At 53.9% G+C, this 19,394-nt stretch carries 19 protein-coding genes; all 19 read right to left on the bottom strand.

Annotated features, from left to right (window positions below; translation table 11 throughout):
- Nucleotides 1-13: 13 nt before the first annotated feature.
- Complete coding sequence (gene atpA / locus BM205_RS05040) at nucleotides 14-1,555, bottom strand: F0F1 ATP synthase subunit alpha (protein WP_092413166.1); 1,542 nt, start codon at nucleotides 1,553-1,555, stop codon at nucleotides 14-16.
- 66 nt (nucleotides 1,556-1,621) lie between these two features.
- Nucleotides 1,622-2,161 (bottom strand): F0F1 ATP synthase subunit delta, encoded by a 540-nt coding sequence (locus BM205_RS05035; RefSeq protein WP_092413164.1) that lies wholly within the window; start codon nucleotides 2,159-2,161, stop codon nucleotides 1,622-1,624.
- Nucleotides 2,162-2,163: 2 nt separating this feature from the next.
- A complete protein-coding gene (locus tag BM205_RS05030) occupies nucleotides 2,164-2,634 on the bottom strand; it encodes a F0F1 ATP synthase subunit B (protein WP_092413162.1) in 471 nt (156 codons plus the stop codon).
- Between the two features lie 67 nt (nucleotides 2,635-2,701).
- Nucleotides 2,702-2,947 carry a F0F1 ATP synthase subunit C gene (gene atpE / locus BM205_RS05025; RefSeq protein ID WP_011872763.1) on the bottom strand — a complete coding sequence of 82 codons (246 nt, stop codon included), beginning with the start codon at nucleotides 2,945-2,947 and terminating at the stop codon, nucleotides 2,702-2,704.
- A gap of 114 nt (nucleotides 2,948-3,061) precedes the next feature.
- Nucleotides 3,062-3,886: a F0F1 ATP synthase subunit A gene (gene atpB, locus BM205_RS05020; RefSeq protein WP_092413160.1), complete on the bottom strand. Its 825-nt coding sequence runs from the start codon at nucleotides 3,884-3,886 to the stop codon at nucleotides 3,062-3,064.
- Complete coding sequence (locus BM205_RS05015) at nucleotides 3,883-4,227, bottom strand: ATP synthase subunit I (protein ID WP_092413158.1); 345 nt, start codon at nucleotides 4,225-4,227, stop codon at nucleotides 3,883-3,885. Before BM205_RS05015 ends, atpB begins: the two co-directional genes overlap by 4 nt.
- A gap of 302 nt (nucleotides 4,228-4,529) precedes the next feature.
- The gene (locus tag BM205_RS05010; protein ID WP_092413156.1) at nucleotides 4,530-5,426 is read right to left on the bottom strand and encodes a ParB/RepB/Spo0J family partition protein; all 897 of its coding nucleotides are present in this window, start codon (nucleotides 5,424-5,426) and stop codon (nucleotides 4,530-4,532) included.
- Between the two features lie 148 nt (nucleotides 5,427-5,574).
- On the bottom strand, nucleotides 5,575-6,345 hold the full coding sequence (locus BM205_RS05005) for a ParA family protein (RefSeq protein ID WP_092413154.1): 771 nt from the start codon (nucleotides 6,343-6,345) through the stop codon (nucleotides 5,575-5,577).
- Between the two features lie 22 nt (nucleotides 6,346-6,367).
- The gene (gene leuE / locus BM205_RS05000) at nucleotides 6,368-7,009 is read right to left on the bottom strand and encodes a leucine efflux protein LeuE (RefSeq protein WP_092413152.1); all 642 of its coding nucleotides are present in this window, start codon (nucleotides 7,007-7,009) and stop codon (nucleotides 6,368-6,370) included.
- A gap of 76 nt (nucleotides 7,010-7,085) precedes the next feature.
- Entirely contained in the window at nucleotides 7,086-7,763 is a 678-nt protein-coding gene (gene rsmG / locus BM205_RS04995) for a 16S rRNA (guanine(527)-N(7))-methyltransferase RsmG (protein ID WP_092413150.1), read from the bottom strand.
- Nucleotides 7,764-7,836: 73 nt separating this feature from the next.
- Complete coding sequence (mnmG, locus tag BM205_RS04990) at nucleotides 7,837-9,762, bottom strand: tRNA uridine-5-carboxymethylaminomethyl(34) synthesis enzyme MnmG (RefSeq protein WP_092413149.1); 1,926 nt, start codon at nucleotides 9,760-9,762, stop codon at nucleotides 7,837-7,839.
- Nucleotides 9,763-9,993: 231 nt separating this feature from the next.
- Nucleotides 9,994-10,767, bottom strand: coding sequence for a sulfite exporter TauE/SafE family protein (locus tag BM205_RS04985; RefSeq protein WP_092413148.1), 774 nt, complete (start codon nucleotides 10,765-10,767; stop codon nucleotides 9,994-9,996).
- 230 nt (nucleotides 10,768-10,997) lie between these two features.
- Nucleotides 10,998-11,984 carry a branched-chain amino acid ABC transporter permease gene (locus BM205_RS04980; protein WP_371326455.1) on the bottom strand — a complete coding sequence of 329 codons (987 nt, stop codon included), beginning with the start codon at nucleotides 11,982-11,984 and terminating at the stop codon, nucleotides 10,998-11,000.
- 17 nt (nucleotides 11,985-12,001) lie between these two features.
- Nucleotides 12,002-12,886 (bottom strand): branched-chain amino acid ABC transporter permease, encoded by an 885-nt coding sequence (locus BM205_RS04975; RefSeq protein ID WP_092413145.1) that lies wholly within the window; start codon nucleotides 12,884-12,886, stop codon nucleotides 12,002-12,004.
- A gap of 222 nt (nucleotides 12,887-13,108) precedes the next feature.
- Entirely contained in the window at nucleotides 13,109-14,317 is a 1,209-nt protein-coding gene (locus tag BM205_RS04970; RefSeq protein WP_092413366.1) for an ABC transporter substrate-binding protein, read from the bottom strand.
- Between the two features lie 67 nt (nucleotides 14,318-14,384).
- Nucleotides 14,385-15,143, bottom strand: coding sequence for an ABC transporter ATP-binding protein (locus BM205_RS04965; RefSeq protein ID WP_092413144.1), 759 nt, complete (start codon nucleotides 15,141-15,143; stop codon nucleotides 14,385-14,387).
- Nucleotides 15,143-15,913: an ABC transporter ATP-binding protein gene (locus BM205_RS04960; protein WP_092413143.1), complete on the bottom strand. Its 771-nt coding sequence runs from the start codon at nucleotides 15,911-15,913 to the stop codon at nucleotides 15,143-15,145. Before BM205_RS04960 ends, BM205_RS04965 begins: the two co-directional genes overlap by 1 nt.
- 213 nt (nucleotides 15,914-16,126) lie before the next feature.
- Nucleotides 16,127-17,749 carry a GMC family oxidoreductase gene (locus BM205_RS04955; RefSeq protein WP_092413142.1) on the bottom strand — a complete coding sequence of 541 codons (1,623 nt, stop codon included), beginning with the start codon at nucleotides 17,747-17,749 and terminating at the stop codon, nucleotides 16,127-16,129.
- 36 nt (nucleotides 17,750-17,785) lie between these two features.
- Nucleotides 17,786-19,321: a CoA-acylating methylmalonate-semialdehyde dehydrogenase gene (locus tag BM205_RS04950; protein WP_092413141.1), complete on the bottom strand. Its 1,536-nt coding sequence runs from the start codon at nucleotides 19,319-19,321 to the stop codon at nucleotides 17,786-17,788.
- Between the last annotated feature and the right edge of the window lie 73 nt (nucleotides 19,322-19,394).

The following is a 19,394-nucleotide window of genomic DNA, read 5'->3' as shown; positions in this document are numbered from 1 at the left end:
TGCTCCAGTTAAATTAAGCCACGAACGATTTTTTGAAATCAGCAACGGCGGTAGACAATGCAGCTTCACCATCTTTGTCGAGTTGCTTGGTTTCTTCGATCTTTTGCAGCAAAGGCGCGTGGCTGGTCTTCATGTAGTTATGCAGACCGCTTTCGAATGGCAGTACTTGCTTGACGTCGATGCTGTCCAGGAAGCCCTTGTTGACCGCGAACAAAGTCACAGCCATCAGCGAGATCGACAACGGCGAGTATTGCGCTTGCTTCAACAGCTCGGTCACGCGTGCACCGCGATCCAACTGCTTGCGGGTCGCTTCGTCGAGGTCGGAAGCAAACTGCGCAAACGCAGCCAGTTCACGATACTGCGCCAAGTCGGTACGGATACCGCCGGACAAGTTCTTGATAACCTTGGTCTGAGCAGCGCCACCAACGCGCGATACCGAAATACCAGCGTTGATCGCAGGACGGATACCGGCATTGAACAACGATGTTTCCAGGAAGATCTGACCGTCGGTAATCGAAATCACGTTGGTCGGAACGAAAGCGGAAACGTCGCCAGCCTGGGTTTCGATGATCGGCAAAGCAGTCAGCGAACCAGTCTTGCCCTTGACTTCACCCTTGGTGAAATCTTCAACGTATTTTTCGTTCACACGTGCTGCGCGTTCCAGCAAACGGCTGTGGAGGTAGAACACGTCGCCAGGGTAAGCTTCACGGCCTGGTGGACGGCGCAACAGCAGCGATACCTGACGGTATGCAACAGCTTGCTTGGACAGATCGTCATACACGATCAGTGCGTCTTCACCGCGATCACGGAAATATTCGCCCATTGCGCAGCCGGAGTAAGCCGACAGGTATTGCATCGCAGCCGACTCGGAAGCCGATGCTGCAACCACGATGGTGTATTCCATGGCGCCGTGTGTTTCCAGCGAACGCACGATGTTCTTGATCGACGATGCTTTTTGACCGATAGCGACATAGATACATGTCACGTCCTGGCCCTTTTGATTGATGATCGCATCGATCGCAACAGCGGTCTTACCGGTCTGGCGGTCGCCGATGATCAGTTCGCGCTGGCCGCGGCCGATAGGTACCATCGAGTCGATCGACTTGATACCGGTTTGCATTGGCTGCGAAACGGATTGACGGGCAATAACGCCCGGCGCGATCTTTTCAATCGGGGCTGTCAACTTGGCGTTGACCGGACCCTTGCCGTCGATCGGCTGGCCCAGCGCGTTCACTACACGGCCGCGCAGTTCCGGACCGATAGGCACTTCCAGAATACGGCCGGTACATTTAACTGTATCGCCTTCGGAAATGTGTTCGAAGTCACCCAGAATAACGGCGCCGACAGAGTCGCGCTCGAGATTCAGCGCCAGGCCGAATGTGTTACCTGGGAATTCCAGCATCTCACCTTGCATCACGTCAGACAGACCATGGATACGGCAGATACCGTCGGACACGGAAATAACCGTGCCTTGATTGCGAATTTCAGCGGTATCGCCAAGGCCTTGAATCCGGCTCTTGATCAGTTCGCTGATTTCAGACGCGTTGAGTTGCATATTAACTCCTAAAATTTTCTCGTTGCTCGGTTACGCAGATAAGCAAAGGTCAAAGCCAATCGATAATCACGCAGCCAGGGCAGCATGCAGTTCTTGCAGCTTGGCGCGCACCGATGTGTCGAGCACTTCATCGCCGACTACTACGCGTACGCCGCCGATCAGCGAGTTATCCACAGTTACCGATGGGTTCAGCTTGCGGCCGAATTTCTTTTCCAGCGTGGCGGTCAAATCTTTTACTTGCGCTTCGGTCATTTCAAAAGCGCTGGTGATCTCGATATCCGCAGCGCCTTCTTGTGCGTTCTTCAGCACTTGAAATTGCTCGGCGATTTCCGGCAGCGCGATCAAACGACCGTTTTCAACCAGCGTCGCGACGAAGTTTTTCACTTCGGCGGTGGCTGCTTGCGGCGATTTCAACAGCGCCAGGAACGTATCGGCGATTTGCTGATGCGTAAGGGCAGGATTGTGCGCCAGCGCCTTGACATCGGAATTGGCCGCTACCTGGCCCATCTCGACAACCAGATTCGCCCACGCAGCCAGGTCTTGCGACTTGGCCACACGGAACAGTGCTTCTGCATAAGGACGAGCAATCGTTGCAAGTTCAGCCATGATTACAGCTCTGTTTTCAGTTGGTTCAGCAAATCGGCATGTGCCGCGGCATTGACTTCGCGCTTGAGGATCTGTTCGGCGCCTTTGACCGCAAGGGTCGCAACTTCACCGCGCAGAGCTTCACGTGCTTTAGTCATTTGCTGCTCCGCTTCGGCCTTAGCGTTAGCGATGATACGGGCAGCTTCTTCGGAAGCCGTTTTCTTGGCTTCGTCAACGATCAGCTGGCCGCGCTTTTCAGCTTCGCCAATACGCTTTTGACCTTCGTCGCGCGCGGTTGCCAGTTCTGCCGAGGCACGCTTTTCAGCGGCTGCCAGATCTGCCTTGCCGCGATCAGCGGCTGCCAGGCCGTCCGCGATCTTCTTGGCGCGCTCATCGAGCGCTTTTATCAGCGGCGGCCAGATGAATTTCATCGTGAAGCCGGCGAGGATAAAGAAGACCAGGAACTGCGCAAACAATGTTGCATTTAAGTTCACAGTAATTTCCTTCTCAGAATAACGTGGGCTGAAATGCTTTCAGCCGATTCGGTTACGCTCGATTAAATTACTTAGCGATGAACGGATTTGCGAATGCGAACAACATAGCGATACCAACACCGATCAGGAACGCAGCGTCGATCAGACCAGCCAACAGGAACATCTTGGTTTGCAGAGTGTTCATCAGTTCTGGTTGACGTGCCGATGCTTCCAGGTACTTACCGCCCATGATTGCGATACCGATACAAGCACCGATAGCGCCCAAACCGATGATCAAACCACAAGCCAAAGCAACAAAAGACAGATCAGTCATGACAATTCCTTCAAAGTTAAGTGAATACAAAAATTAATACAAAAAGTTAATACAGAAAATCAGTACAGAAAACAGATTCAAAACAAGAACTACACATTCAAAAACCGGCGCTCTTTAGTGAGCCTCATGTGCCTGGCCGATGTACACCAGAGTCAGCATCATGAAAATAAACGCTTGCAACAACACGATCAGGATATGGAAAATCGCCCAGATGGAACCGGCAATGACATGGCCGACGAAACCGAACGCAGTCGCAGTCGAACCGAGCAGCGCGATCAACAGGAACAACAACTCACCGGCATACATGTTGCCGAAAAGTCGCATCGCCAGCGACACGGTTTTTGCAGCAAATTCAATGATGTTCAGCAAGAGGTTGGCTGGAGCAAGCCAGATACCGAAAGGCGCGGCGACCAGTTCGTGCAGGAAGCCGCCGATGCCCTTGATCTTGAAGCTGTAGTACAGCATCAGCACCAGTACGCCCAGGGCGATGCCCATGGTGCCGTTCAGGTCGGCGGTAGGTACTACGCGATGATGGGAAATGATGCCGTCCAGGCCAACCAGTTTGAACAGGCTGGAGAACATGTCGACCGGCAGGAAATCGAGCGAGTTCATCAGGGCGACCCAGATGAATACTGTCAGCGCCAACGGTGCGATAAAGCTGCGATCGCCGTGGACGATGCCCTTGGCTTGATCGTCGACCATCTCGACAACCATTTCGACGAAAGCCTGGAAACGCCCTGGTACGCCCGCAGTCGCTTTACGCGCGGCGAGATACATCAGCAGGCAACCGACTATGCCGGCAAATACCGACCAGAAGATCGTGTCGAGATTGATAATCGAAAAATCGACTATCTTGGATTGATGGCCAGTGGAAAAATGTCCGAGGTGATGGACAATATATTCTGAGGGGGTTAGTGCTTCGCTTGGAGCTACAGTCATGATCGATGTCTAAAAAGTAAAATTATGTAACTTTTGAGTACCACAATGAAGCTGACGATAAATGCCGGCCAATTCAAATCGTGATACAACCATACGACCGCGCCAACCAGCGCAATCGTTGTAGCAATTTTGACAAACTCGCCGATGAAAAAAGACATCGGGTTGGCGCCGCCTGGTTTGCGCGCGCTGATGTAAAGACGGAGAGCAAACAATCCGTTAGGAACCGCGCAGCACACACCACCTAAAAGCGCGGAACAGAATCCGGATACGCCGGCCAGTAAACCTGCCACAGCTGCCAGCACGACCGTAGTAATGAATTGCATAAGCACGATGCGCAGCATACTGACCCAATATTGTGCGAAAGCTATTCGCCGAACAGAACGCGACTGCAACTTAGTCGATGCAGCGCAGCTAATTCCCCCAGCTCATTCTAGTCTACGGCTGTTTTAGAAGCCCGAGGATTATAAAGGCTGGCCGCGGCTTTCGTCAAACTTTTGCTGCCGAATCATAAGCTTATGCAACACCTGGACTTGCTTAAAAAGGTCCGCCTTGCGCGTCATGCAATCGGATCGGTAGTCAATTTGATTGTGATCGATGCACCAATATTGTGAGACCGCCCTATTTTTTCCGTTTTGCGTTTTTTCTACTCTGCGCCTTTGAGACGCGCAATCAGACCATCCAGCGTATCCAGATCCGAGAAATCGATAATCAGCTGACCGCGATTCTTGGCTGCAGTCTTGATTGTTACCTGGGTCGCCAGCAAATCAGACAACTCTTCTTCCAGCCGGGCGATATCGCGCGACTTTTCCTTGGTTTTGGCTGGCCGGCTAGCTGAATCGGCCTCGGTGGTGGTGCGCACCACGAGTTTTTCGGTATCGCGCACCGACATCCGCTTGGCCACCACCTGGTTGGCCAGCGTGATCTGGGTTGCAGCATCCACCGCCAGCAGCGCCCGCGCATGGCCCATATCTATATCGCCCGCCATCAGCATGGTTTGCACCGGCCTGGCCAGGTTCAGCAAGCGCAACAGATTCGAGACTGCACTGCGCGAACGCCCTACCGATACCGCTGCCTGCTCATGGGTAAAACTGAAATCGGTGATCAGGCGATGAATACCCTGCGCTTCTTCCAGCGGATTCAGGTCTTCGCGCTGCATGTTCTCGATCAGCGCCATCGCCGCGGTGGTCTGGTCGTCGACATCCTTGACCAGCACCGGCACCTCGATCAGGCCAGCCAGCTGCGCCGCACGGAAGCGCCGCTCACCGGCGATGATTTCATAATGCTGGGAACCATTGTGCAAGGCGATCGGCCGCACCAGGATCGGCTGCAGCAAGCCCTGCTCCTTGATCGACGCTGCCAGCTCGGCCAAGGCGCCCTCGTCCATGCGCGTACGCGGCTGGTATTTACCGGCTTGCATGACGGTGACTGCCAATACCGATGGCGCGCCGGCAATAGTCGGCACAGCTTCCGTGATATCGGTGGAGCCGCCCAGTAAAGCTTCCAGGCCGCGGCCCAGTCCTTTTGATTTTTTCGTGACCATCTTTTCCTACCGTAAATGACTGATTACATTGCAACAGGCTGTGGATAACTCTGTTGATAACCCTGTTTGCAACCGTATTGATAAGCTGTTGATGAGTTGCGTATAAGTCTGTGCATAGGCGGTGTATAGCCGGTGTACAACTTATGTATTACATAGTCTTGATACGCTCTACCATCTCGGCGCCAAAGGCGATATAAGCCTGCGCCCCCTTGGAAGCGGCGTCAAAAGTGACTCCCGGCATGCCATATGAAGGTGCTTCCGCCAGACGCACATTGCGCGGGATGACCGTCTTGAACACCTTGTCGCCAAAGTGCTTTTCCAATTCCTCCGAAACCTGTTGCGATAAAGTCATGCGTGGATCGAACATGACACGCAGCAGGCCGATGATCTTGAGGTCGGGATTCAGATTGGCGTGCACCTTCTTGATGGTGTTGACCAGGTCCGACAAACCTTCCAGCGCATAGTACTCACACTGCATCGGGATGATTACCCCGTTCGCTGCGCACAATCCGTTCAGCGTCAGCATCGATAGCGCCGGCGGACAGTCGATCAGGATAAAATCGTATTCGTCTGCAACGCTGGTGAAAGCATCTTTCAAACGCTTCTCGCGATTTTCCAGTTCGACCATTTCCACTTCGGCACCGGCCAGTTCACGATTTGCCGGCAGCACATCAAAACCGCCGGTCTCTGACGTTTTGCGGACTGCTTTGATATCCGACATCCCCAATAGCACTTCATAGATCGACGCCGTCAGCGTGCCTTTGTTGATCCCCGCGCCCATGGTGGCATTACCCTGTGGATCGAGATCGGCCAGCAAGACGCGTTGCTTCAGTTGCGCCAGGCCAGCGGCCAGATTGACGGCAGTGGTGGTTTTACCGACCCCGCCCTTTTGATTGGCGACACAAAATATTTTTGCCATGTATTGGTATGAAGGTCGTAATTTAGTTAGTCGTTAATTTGATGCCAAAGCCGATCAGGAAAATTCCTGCGGCTTTGGAGGCGAATGCGGCAATACGGCGATTGTGTCCCAGGCGTTTGGCAGCAGTGTTCCCGAGCAGTACCAGCAGACTACCGTAAAACAGTGCGCAACTGGAGATGATTGCAGCCATGGTCAGGAATGTGAGGCTGCCGCGCTGCGTCGCCGGATCAATGAACAGCGGGAAAAACGCCATGTAAAACACAATTGCCTTGGGATTGATCAAGGTCACCAGGAAGCCGCGGGAAAAATTGCCGGCGCCGGCAAAGCCGACAGCTGCACTGGCGTTGTCGTTGTCGCTGTTCTTGGCAAATAACAATTTGCAACCCAGGTAGGCCAAATAAGCTGCGCCCAGATATTGCACGCCCTTGAACACCATTGGATTCGCGGTCAGCAAGGCTGCTACACCTATCGCTGCCAAAAACATCAGTACTGCGTCGCCCGACATGATGCCAAACACTGAGGCATAGCCGCCGCGCACGCCGTGTCGGCCGGCGCTGCCAAGGATACAGAAAGTACCAGCCCCCGGAAGCATCAGGAACACCATGGTCGCAACGATCAATTGCCAGACGTCGGTAATGCCGAGGGTATGAAACAACGCGCTCATGATGAATTTACTCCTGTGATGAATCGGGCTGAGATTGGACAGGCTACCTTACTATTGTTTGGTGCTGCTGCTTCCCTTACGCTGCACTGCGTTTGATAAAAATCAGATGGCGTTCCGCATCCAGTCCCGGCACCTTCAATGGCCGCACTTCCGTCACTTGCCAACCGGCTGGCAGCCTGGCGATTTCTTCGTCCGGCTGTATGCCTTTGAGGGCGATGAACTGGCCATTATCCGTCAACAAATGCGCCGACCAGTTAATAAAATCCGCCAGCTCGGCAAATGCCCTGGAAGTGATCACGTCAAATTTTTGCGCTACCTGCAACTGCTCTACTCTTGCGGTATGAACGGTAACGTTGCCAAGGCCGAGCTCGGCTTTGACCTGCGTCAGGAATGCCGTTTTCTTGTGCACCGTATCGATCATCGACACCCGCATCGCCGGCTTGGCCTTGGCTGCCCAGATCGCCAGGATCACTCCTGGCAGGCCGCCGCCTGAGCCGACATCCAACACATGCTCTGCCGCTGCAAAGGCCGGCACCACCGCCAGGGAGTCCAGCAAATGGTGCGTCATCATCTGCGCAGGTTCGCGGATCGAAGTCAGGTTATAGGTCCGGTTCCACTTCGCCAACAAGGCCAGATAAGCCAGCATTTGTTGCTGCTGTTGCTCATCCAATTCGATTCCCAATGCTTGCGCACCTTGCTGCAGGCTCGCTTCCAGCGCTTGTTGTGCCGCCGGCGCGGTCTGCGTTGAACTCATGGTGCCACTCCTTGTATATCCGGGCAATTACCTTGATGGTAGTTGATTATTAAGCATTTACGTAATTAAGCAATCAGGCGGCTTGATCGTCTGCATCCAGCCGCTTCATGCCACCCTTTTTCAGATGTACCAGCAACAGCGACAATGCCGCCGGCGTGACGCCAGAAATCCGTGAGGCCTGGCCGAAAGTTTCCGGCTTGTGCTGGTTCAGCTTTTGGCGCACCTCGATCGACAAGGCTTGCACATCCATGTAATCCAGATCGGCAGGCAACTTCAGGTTTTCATTGTGCTCATGGCGTTCCACTTCCTTCGCCTGGCGGTCAATGTAACCGGCGTACTTAACCTGGATCTCTACCTGTTCCTTGACCGTGTCATCCTGAACGCCCGGGCCACCCAGATCCTGGCCATCGATACCCTTGAGCGTCATCAGTTGATCATAAGTAACGTTTGGCCGACGCAACAGATCGACCAGGGAATATTCGCGCTCGATGGACTTGCCAAGCAAACGCTCGGCTTCTGCTTCGGCCACGATGCGGGGATTCACCCAGGTCGATCGCAGGCGTTCCATCTCCAGCGCTACCGCTTCGCGCTTCTTCTCGAACTGCGCCCATTGAGCATCGCCGACGCAACCAAGCTGACGGCCGATCTCGGTCAGACGCAAGTCAGCGTTATCTTCGCGCAGGCTGAGGCGATACTCGGCGCGGCTGGTGAACATGCGGTAAGGCTCTTGCACGCCCTGGGTAATCAGATCGTCAACCAGTACGCCAAGGTAAGCTTCGTCGCGCCGTGGAGTCCAGGCGTCGCGCTCCTGTGTTTGCAATGCGGCGTTCAAGCCGGCAAGCATGCCTTGGGCAGCTGCCTCTTCATAACCTGTGGTGCCATTGATCTGGCCCGCAAAGTACAGGCCTTGAATCAATTTGGTTTCCAGCGAAGCCTTCAAACCACGTGGATCGAAGTAATCGTATTCGATAGCGTAGCCGGGGCGAAGGATGTGCGCGTTTTCCAAACCGCGCATCGAATGCACCAGAGCCAGCTGCACATCGAATGGCAAACTTGTCGAAATACCATTGGGGTAAAACTCGTTGGTGGTCAAGCCTTCCGGCTCCAGGAATATCTGGTGCGAATCCTTGCCCGCGAAGCGATGGATCTTGTCCTCGATCGATGGGCAATAGCGCGGCCCTACTCCCTCGATCACGCCGGTATACATCGGGCTGCGATCCAGGCCGGCACGAATGATGTCATGCGTTTGCTGGTTGGTATGGGTAATCCAGCATGGCAGTTGCGCCGGGTGCATTGCGGTATTACCCATTACGGAAAATACCGGCACCGGATCGAGATCGCCCGGTTGTTCCTGCATTACCGAGAAATCAATGGTACGGCCGTCAATGCGTGGCGGTGTACCTGTCTTCAGGCGTCCTTGCGGCAACTTCAATTCTTTCAGGCGCGCCGACAGGGAAATCGCCGGTGGATCACCGGCGCGGCCAGCCGAATAGTTATTGAGGCCAACGTGGATCTTCCCATCCAGGAAAGTACCGGCGGTCAAGACCACTGCCCTGCTACGGAACTGGATACCAACTTGCGTCACGGCGCCAACCACGCGATCACCCTCTACCAGCAGATCATCCACGGCTTGCTGGAACAACCAAAGGTTTTCCTGGTTTTCCAGGCGGGAGCGAATCGCTTGCTTGTACAAGATGCGGTCGGCTTGCGCGCGGGTTGCGCGTACTGCCGGACCTTTTGAAGAATTCAGGATACGAAACTGGATACCGGCTTCATCGGTGGCGATAGCCATCGCGCCACCCATGGCATCGACCTCTTTTACAAGGTGGCCCTTGCCTATCCCACCAATTGAAGGATTGCACGACATCTGACCCAAGGTCTCGATATTGTGAGTCAACAATAGAGTCTTTTGGCCCATGCGAGCGGACGCCAGCGCGGCTTCGGTGCCGGCATGACCGCCGCCGACGACGATTACATCAAAATTTGTAGGAAAAAGCATAGTGCGCCTCTTAGAGACGATGAAAAACGGTGAGCAGAGGCGTGATTATAAAGCATGCAGCCTTCGCCTACACTCCTAGTGTAGTGTGCAGATGACTACGGCGACCACAACACAACAGATGTTTCACGTGAAACATTGCAATATCGGATTTTTGAAAACGTGAAAAGAAAAATGGCGATTGTTTCACGTGAAACAATCGCCGCTATTATGCCCAACTCAAGTACCTAGTCTCTACTTCAGGAAGGCATCGTAACCAGTTTTCAAGATCAATACCGATACCACCAGCAAAAACAACTTCCGCACAAAACCACTGCCATGTTTGAGTGCGAGCCTTGTACCGACCAATGACCCGCCGACATTGCAGATAGCCATTATCAATCCAAGCTGCCAGATGATATGTCCGCTATATCCAAACCAAAGCAAGGCGGCTAAATTGGTCGCAACGTTAATAACCTTGGATACAGCCGAAGCCGCCAGGAAATCGAAACCAAAAAACCGCACAAACAGGAAAATCAGGAAGCTACCTGTACCGGGGCCAAAAACACCGTCATAAAATCCGATACCGCCACCAATCAATACCGCGAGCAACTTCTCTTTCGATCCGGTATGCAGAGGAGCATGGATGCTACCGAAATCTTTCTTCTTTACCGTGTATATGGCGACGGCCAGCAAAATGAAAGGCAGAGACTTACGAATCGCCTCGGTAGGTATATGGGTAACGACATAAGCACCCAGAAACGAAAGCAGAAATGCCGCCCCTGCAGCGGGTAGTGCGGCGCTCCACGCCAACTTGACCCGCCTGGCAAAATTGACAGCCGCAGCGCTGGTACCAAATATCCCCGCCAGCTTATTGGTCCCGAAGATGGTGGCCGGGGTGGTATTGGGTAGCATCGCGAACAGGGCAGGAATCTGGATCAAGCCCCCTCCCCCAACCACTGCATCAATCAAACCTGCAACGAAACTGGCAATAGCTAGAATAAAAAAATCGGGAAATAACTCAGGCATGGTTTGGCAAACGAAGGTTGAGGGATATTGAAGACATGCAATTTTACGTGCCTGAGCCTGAATAGACATGTCGGATGGCTATGTTATTTCGTCATAGCTATCCAAGTAATTCGATTAGCTGGAATTAAACTGCCCATTATTTAAGCAGACGATGTTCATCCCTACCCTGAAACAAAAAGCCCGTACCAGCTAAGCTGAGTACGGGCTTTTAGCCACCGACCAGGATTACATCATCTACTGTCGGAAGATCGCTTATTAATCAAGGCAGAAATCTCCCCGACAATCCCGCGCCGGAATGCCAGCACGCAAACGATGAAGATGAAACCGGTAACGATAGTCACCGATTCACCCAGCCCGCTAAACCAGTCAATGTGGGTAACGGATGCGAGCCAGTTACCGATATCCCCCAGCTTGTTTTCCAGCATGATGATAATCAACGCACCGACAATCGGCCCGATGATAGTGCCCAAGCCCCCTACCAGCGTCATTAACACCACCAGCCCCGACATGGTCCAATGCACGTCGGTCAGTGTTTCGAAACCCAGCACCAGCGTCTTGGTTGAACCGGCAAGGCCCGACAATGCCGCCGACAACACGAAGGCCAGCAGCTTGTAACGATTGACGTCGTAGCCCAGCGAGATGGCGCGCGGCTCATTTTCCTTGATAGCTTTCAGCACCTGGCCAAAAGGAGAGTTCACGGTACGCACGATCAGCGCAAAGCCGGCCACGGCAATCGCCAGCACCACATAGTACAAATTCAGATCATTGCCGAGATCGATAAAGCCCAGCAAATGCCCGCGCGGTACGCCTTGCAAACCATCCTCGCCACCGGTGAACGGCATCTGCAGACAAACGAAATACAGCATCTGCGCCAGCGCCAAGGTGATCATCGTGAAATAAATCCCCTGGCGACGAATCGCCAGGCTACCCATCACCAGCCCGATCAACGCACCCGCGGCAGTTCCGGCAATCAGCCCGACTTCCGTTGGCAAGCCCAGAGTCGTCAGCGTATAACCGGCAATGTAACCGGCGCCGCCAAAAAACGCGGCATGTCCAAACGACAACAAACCGGTAAAACCGATCAACAGATTGAAAGCGCAGGCAAACAGCGCGAAGCAGATGATCTTCATCAGGAACACCGGATAAATGCCGAACGGTGCTGCCAGTAAGGCGACTAACAGCAAACCGTAGCCGATCTTCTTGGTATTCATACTCATGCTCATAGCTGCTCCGCTCATTTTTCTTTACCGAACAGGCCTGCAGGCCGGATCATCAGCACAATCGCCATCACGATAAACACCACCGTGGCCGACGCCTCCGGATAAAACACGCGGGTCAATCCTTCAATTACACCCAGTGCCAGACCGGTAATGATCGACCCCATGATGGAACCCATGCCGCCGATCACCACAACCGCGAATACGACGATAATCAGGTTCGAACCCATCAGTGGCGAGACCTGGATCACGGGAGCCGCCAGCACCCCTGCAAAGGCCGCCAAAGCGACGCCGAAGCCGTAAGTCAAGGTCACCATCAAGGGCACGTTGACACCGAACGCTTCAACCAGTTTCGGATTCTCGGTACCGGCGCGCAGATAAGCGCCTAGCTTGGTCTTTTCAATCACGAACCAGGTTGAGAAACATACGGTCAGTGACGCTACCACCACCCAGGCGCGATAGTTCGGCAGCACCATGAAGCCGAGATCGGTAGCCCCGCTCAGCAGGTCCGGAACCGAAAACGGCTGGCCGGAGACGCCATAGAACGAGCGGAAGATGCCCTCCACCATCAAGGTGATGCCGAAGGTCAGCAGCAAGCCGTAAAGATGATCCAGCTTGTACAGCCAGCGCAGCATGGTCTTCTCTATGATGATGCCGAACAGGCCCACCAGCAGCGGCGCCAGGATCAGCATCACCCAGTAATTCAGGTTGAAATAAGTCAGGCCGATCCAGGCCAGGAACGCGCCCATCATGTACAGCGCACCGTGCGCGAAATTAATCACGTTGAGCAGGCCGAAAATCACCGCCAGCCCAAGCGACAGCATGGCGTAAAACGAACCGTTGACGAGCCCTAGCAACAACTGGCTCATCAAGGCTTGCAGGGGAATGCCGAATATTTCCATGGCAATGTCATCAAAAAAATCACTCGGGCGAGTGAAGGACTATCGAACAGCGCATCGGACAAAATATCAAACAAAGCACCGGCCTGCGCATCTCATCAGAAATGTGCAGGCCGGCAGCAGGTTGACGATGCGCCAGGCATATCTTCAGACTACGCTCTCGACCTTGGTCCACGACCTCGGTTCTTAACCATGATCAAGCGCGGTTACTGCAGAGCTGCTATATCATTTCCACAATCCGCACTTGCTCTCGGCCTTGGCGGTGAAAGCCTGTTCGCCTGGGATGGTCTGGATCTTGGTCAGGTAATCCCAAGGATATTTCGAGTCAGCCGGCGCCTTGACCTGATACAGCGTCATGTCATGCACCACCCGGCCGTCCGGGCGCAAATAAGCGTTCTTGGCATACATGTCGTTGAACTTGGCGGTGCGCAGGTGCGCCATGACCTTGTCGCCGTCATCCGTGCCGATAGCCTTGACCGCCATCAGGTATTGCATCGCTGCGGAGTAATCGGCCGCTTGCAAACTGGATGGTTCCTTTTTCATTTTTTCAAAATAACGCTTGGCCCATTTGCGCGACTCGTCGTTTTGATCCCAGTACCAGCTGTCGGTCAGGTACATGCCTTGAGTTTGTTTCAGCGTCAGCGAATGGATGTCATTGATGAACACCAGCAAACCAGCCAGCTTGGCGTTCTTGGTAACACCGAATTCATTCGCAGCCTTGACCGCATTGATCAAATCGCCGCCGGCATTCGCCAGGCCGATGATTTGCGCTTTAGACGATTGCGCCTGCAGCATGAACGAAGAGAAATCGGAAGCGTTCAGCGGGTGTTTGACCGCGCCCAATACGTTGCCGCCGGCAGCTTTCACCACTGCGGTCGTATCTTTTTCCAGTGAAGCGCCAAACGCATAGTCGGCAGTCAGGAAATACCAGGTCTTGCCACCATGGTTAACCACGGCAGAGCCGGTACCTTTGGCCAAGGCGTAGGTATCGTAGGCATAGTGCACAGTGTAAGGCGTGCATTCTTCATTAGTCAGACGCGTGCTGCCGGCGCCGATTTCGAAGAACGGCTTCTTCTTTTCAGCCGTAATTTTTGCCATCGCCAAAGCAGTACCGGAGTTGGTGCCGCCGATCAGCACGTCCAGTCCTTGCTGGTCGAACCATTCGCGTGCCTTGCTCGATGCGATGTCGGCTTTGTTCTGATGATCGGCCGTCACCAGTTCGATTTTCTTGCCGTTGATGCTGCCGCCCATATCGGCAATCGCCATCTTGATCGCTTCAGCGCCGCCAGGGCCGTCGATGTCGGAGTAGACGCTCGACATGTCGGTGATGAAACCGATCTTGATGACGTCCCCGGAAATCTGCGCCGATGCAGGCACTGCAAAACCGAGAGCGATGGTGCTACTCACCGCGACTGCCAAAGTCTTTAATTTGATATTCATTGTCTTCTCCATTTTTTTAAACGACTCGTCATCTCGCAATTACCGAGACTCCCTGCCCAAACTACACACCTAATAACGCATTCAACACCGGCATCTTTTCTTCCAGCTGCGACGAAGCAAACGACTCGACAATCTGACCGTGCTCCATCACATAAAAACGATCTGCCAACGGCGCGGCAAAACGGAAGTTCTGCTCCACCATCACGATCGTGTAACCCTTGGCTTTCAACGTGGTGATCATGCGTGCCAGCGTTTGCACAATCACCGGCGCCAGGCCTTCTGAAATTTCATCCAGCAACAACAAACGTGCGCCGGTGCGCAAGATGCGCGCAACCGCCAGCATCTGCTGTTCACCGCCAGACAGCCGTGTACCCTGGCTGTTCCTGCGTTCTTTCAGGTTGGGAAACATGTCATAGATTTCTTCGACAGACATGCCCTTTTCGGTGGTCGACAGCGACGGTGGCAACATCAGGTTTTCTTCCGTCGACAAGGACGAAAAAATGCCGCGCTCCTCAGGGCAATATCCGACGCCATGATGTGCAATCTTGTGAGTCGCCAGCCCGATCGTCTCGACTCCGCCGATCCTGATCGAGCCCTTGCGTGAACCGGTCAAGCCCATTATCGCGCGCATGGTAGTGGTGCGGCCGGCGCCGTTGCGGCCCAGCAGCGTCACCACTTCGCCCTTATGAACACTCAGGTTCACGTTGTGCAAAATATGCGATTCGCCATACCAGGCTTGCAGATTTTCGAGAGCGAGCGCAGGCGTGCCTTTAGCAGCCGCGCCGACAGATGAGGATTGTGGGGAATCAACTGCAGACATCAATGCGCTCCTGCCAGTACCTCGGTGGTGGTGCCCATATAGGCTTCCATTACCAATGGGTTCTTCGAAACTTCTTCATAGCGGCCTTCCGCCAGCATCGCACCGCGCTGCAGCACGCTGATCTTGTCGCAGATGCCTGACACCACATTCATGTTGTGCTCCACCATCAGGATGGTGCGGCCGGCAGATACCTTCTTGATCAACGCGGTGACCCGGTCGACGTCTTCGTGTCCCATGCCTTGCGTGGGCTCATCCAGCAGCATCAGTTCCGGCTCCATCCCCAGCGTGGTGGCAATCTCCAGCGCACGCTTACGGCCGTAAGGTAAATCGACTGTCAGGGTATCGGCAAATTCGGTCAGGTCGACTTCTGCCAGCAATTCCATCGCGCGCTCGTTCAATTGCGTCAGCGATTTGCCGCTTCTCCAGAAATGGTAAGAAGTCCCCAGTGTCCGCTGCAATCCTATGCGGACGTTCTCCATCACGCTCAAATGCGGGAAAACAGCAGAAATCTGGAAGGAACGGATGATTCCCTGGCGGGCGATCTGTGCCGGCGCATCGGTGGTGATGTCGCGGCCGTTGAACAGGATCTGGCCGGAAGTCGGCACCAGGAATTTAGTCAGCAGATTGAAGCAAGTCGTCTTCCCTGCCCCGTTGGGACCGATCAGTGCGTGGATATGGCCGCGCTCGACCTGCAGGTTAACGCCATTAACAGCCGTAAACCCCCTGAACTCCTTGGTCAGGTTTTTTGTCTCCAAGATGATGTCGGTCATCTGGTCTCCTATTGATATTGCTTGTTCGGAACATTCCTGGTTCAAAGATGATATGGCAATCATCTTATCAGCCTTATATTTTTTTATGGATACTACCGTTGCCACTCTACTGGAGCAATACGTAGAAATACTATACAAAAACTTTACAGAAATTAACTATGCCTGACGAAATAGTTTGTTCGATATTTATGCGTGGAAACTATATTCTGCCTGCTAGCGACCTTCCTTTATGAATTTTGCTGCCATTTCCGCAATCATCAAGGTCGGTGAATTGGTGTTGCCGGAGGTGATCGTCGGCATCACGGAGGCGTCAACCACGCGCAATCCAGCTACTCCTTTAACCCGGAGCTGGCTATCCACTACCGCCATAGGATCGTCGCTGCGGCCCATCTTGCAGGTTCCCACCGGGTGAAAAATCGTGGTGCCTACCTCACCGGCAGCCTTGATCAATTCTTCTTCAGTCCGGTATTGCAAGCCAGGCTTGAACTCTTCCGGCAAATACTTTTGCAGCGCCGGCGCACCGATGATTTTCCGGGTAAGCAACAACGAAGCTGCCGCCACTTTGCGGTCTTCCTCGGTATCCAGATAATTCAGCGTGATTTTTGGCGCGCCCTCTGCCGTACCTGAGCCAATCCGCACATGGCCGCGCGAGGTCGGTCGCAAATTACAGACGCTGGCGGTGAAGGCCGGAAACGCGTGCAGAGGATCGCCGAATTTCTCCAGCGACAAAGGTTGCACGTGATATTCCAGATTGGCGGTTGACTGCGCAGTATCGGATTTGGCAAACGCTCCCAGCTGCGATGGCGCCATCGACATCGGGCCGCTCTGACTCAGCAGATACTCCATGCCGATTTTCGCTTTGCCAAACCAGTTGTTACTCATCGTGTTCAGCGTCTTGACGCCGCTAACCTTGAACGCCATCCTGATCTGCAAATGATCTTGCAGATTCTCTCCAACGCCAGGCATATCCTGCATGACCGGAATTTGATGCTGCCGCAATAGCGCCGCCGGTCCGATGCCGGACAATTGCAAAATTTGCGGAGAGCCTACAGCGCCTGCACTCAATAAAGTTTCGCGGCTGGCCTCGGCATGCCACTCCTTGCCGCCACCTGAAAACTCAACTCCCTTGCACACCAGCCCCTGCTCGCCGCGCTCCAGCACCAGCCGCCTGACCTGGCAACCAGTCATGATCGTCAAGTTGCCGCGACCGCTGGCTGAACGCAAAAACGCTTTGGCTGCATTCCAGCGAATGCCGCGTTTCTGGTTGACGTCAAAGTAACCGGATCCTTCGTTGTCACCGCGATTAAAGTCGTCAACTTTGGGGATGCCGACTTCCGCTGCAGCATCCCGGAAGGCATCCAGGATTTTCCAGGACAAACGCTGCTTTTCAACCCGCCACTCACCGCCCGCGCCGTGGAATTCATTAGCGCCGCCGTAGTGATCTTCGCTCTTTTTAAACAATGGCAGCACCTGTTCCCAGCGCCATGCCGGATCAGCGGTAAGCTGCGCCCACTGATCATAATCGCGTGCCTGGCCGCGCATGTAAATCATGCCATTGATCGATGAACTTCCACCCAATACCTTACCGCGCGGATAGATCAGGCTGCGGCCATTCAAACCGACATCAGGTTCAGTACGGTACATCCAGTCAGTGCGAGGATTATTGATGCAATACAGGTAGCCGACAGGAATATGGATCCAGATGTAATCGTCCTTTGCACCTGCTTCAATCAGTAGCACCTTGACCGAACTATCCTGTGTCAAGCGATTCGCCAGCACACAGCCGGCGGTCCCCGCGCCAATCACGATGTAGTCGTACTTACCTGCAGTTTCCATGCGTCTCTTTCTATTTTTTTTAATTATTTATACTATTTATTTTGCGACCGGCATGGTGAATTCCGCGCCTTTCGAAATCGTCTGCGACCAACGTTGCATGATCGATTTGTACCGCGTATAAAACCGCAATCCTTCTTCGCCATACGCATGCGTATCGCCAAACAGAGAACGCTTCCAGCCGCCAAAAGAATGCCATGCCATCGGTACTGGAATCGGTACGTTGATGCCCACCATTCCGACCTCAACCCGACGTGAAAACTCGCGCGCAGTATTGCCGTCCGAGGTGAACAAAGATACACCGTTGCCAAATTCATGGGCATTGACCAGATTCACGGCGGCAGCAAAATCCGGAACCCGGACGATGCACAGAACCGGCCCGAAAATCTCTTCCTTATAAATCGTCATCTCTGGCGTAACCTGATCGAACAGCGATCCGCCAAGGAAGAATCCGTGCTCCAGGCCGGCTACTTTCAAACCACGGCCATCGACCAGCAACTTGGCTCCGGCAGCAACGCCGCCTTCAATATAGGTCTCGATCTTATCCTTGTGTGAGGCGCTGACAACCGGACCCATTTCGGCATCTGCTTCCATGCCATTTTTGATCTTGAGTGCCTTCACGCGTGGAATCAAAGCTGCAATCAATTTATCGGCAACATTGCCTACTGCGACCGCCACGGAAATGGCCATGCAACGCTCGCCGGCAGATCCGTAAGCGGCACCCATCAACGCATCGACCGCCTGGTCCAGATCGGCATCCGGCATCACCACCAGATGATTCTTGGCACCGCCCAGCGCTTGCACTCTAAGCGGGTAAGCGCCTTTGCGCCTGGCGCCTTCCTGGTAAATGTATTCTGCAATTGGCGTCGATCCGACAAACGATACCGCCTTCACGTCAGGATGCTGCAATAACGTATCGACTGCCAACTTATCGCCCTGCACAACGTTGAATACACCATCCGGCAAACCTGCCTTGTGAAATAGATCGGCCATCATTAATGACGGCGATGGATCGCGTTCAGATGGCTTGAGAATAAAAGTATTACCGGTAGCAATCGCCATCGGCGCCATCCACAGCGGCACCATCACCGGAAAATTGAAAGGCGTGATGCCGGCGGTGACACCCAGCGGCTGACGCAAATTCCAGTTATCGATGCCGCCACCGATATTGTCCGTAAATTGCGTCTTCAGCAGATGCGGGATACCGCAAGCAAATTCGATGATCTCGATACCACGTGTCACTTCTCCCCTGGCATCGGAAAATACCTTGCCATGTTCACGCGTAATCGCCGCTGCCAGAGCATCATGATTCTGTTCCATCAATTCCTTGAACCGGAACATGACCCGCGCACGCTTCAGCGGCGCAGTATCAGCCCATGCCGGTGCCGCGGCCGACGCCGCAGCAACTGCAGCGTTGACCTCTTCCACACTACCCAACACAACTTTCGCAGAAACTGCGCCGGTGGCCGGATTGAACACATCTTGCATGCGGCTGCTGCTGGATTCAACCACTTTTCCATTGATGTAGTGCTGGATAAGCGGGGTTGAACTGGATGAATTGAATGAGGCAGTCATAAGGATTCCTTTTGGTGAAACCGGGTTGGGATAGCGTTTTTACAGAATATCGCTAGCTTTACCAACAATCCAA

Source organism: Collimonas sp. OK307, from assembly GCF_900113705.1.
Lineage (GTDB): Bacteria > Pseudomonadota > Gammaproteobacteria > Burkholderiales > Burkholderiaceae_D > Collimonas.
Note: the sequence above shows the minus strand (reverse complement) of the source record. Positions and strands in the feature narration are given on the sequence as shown.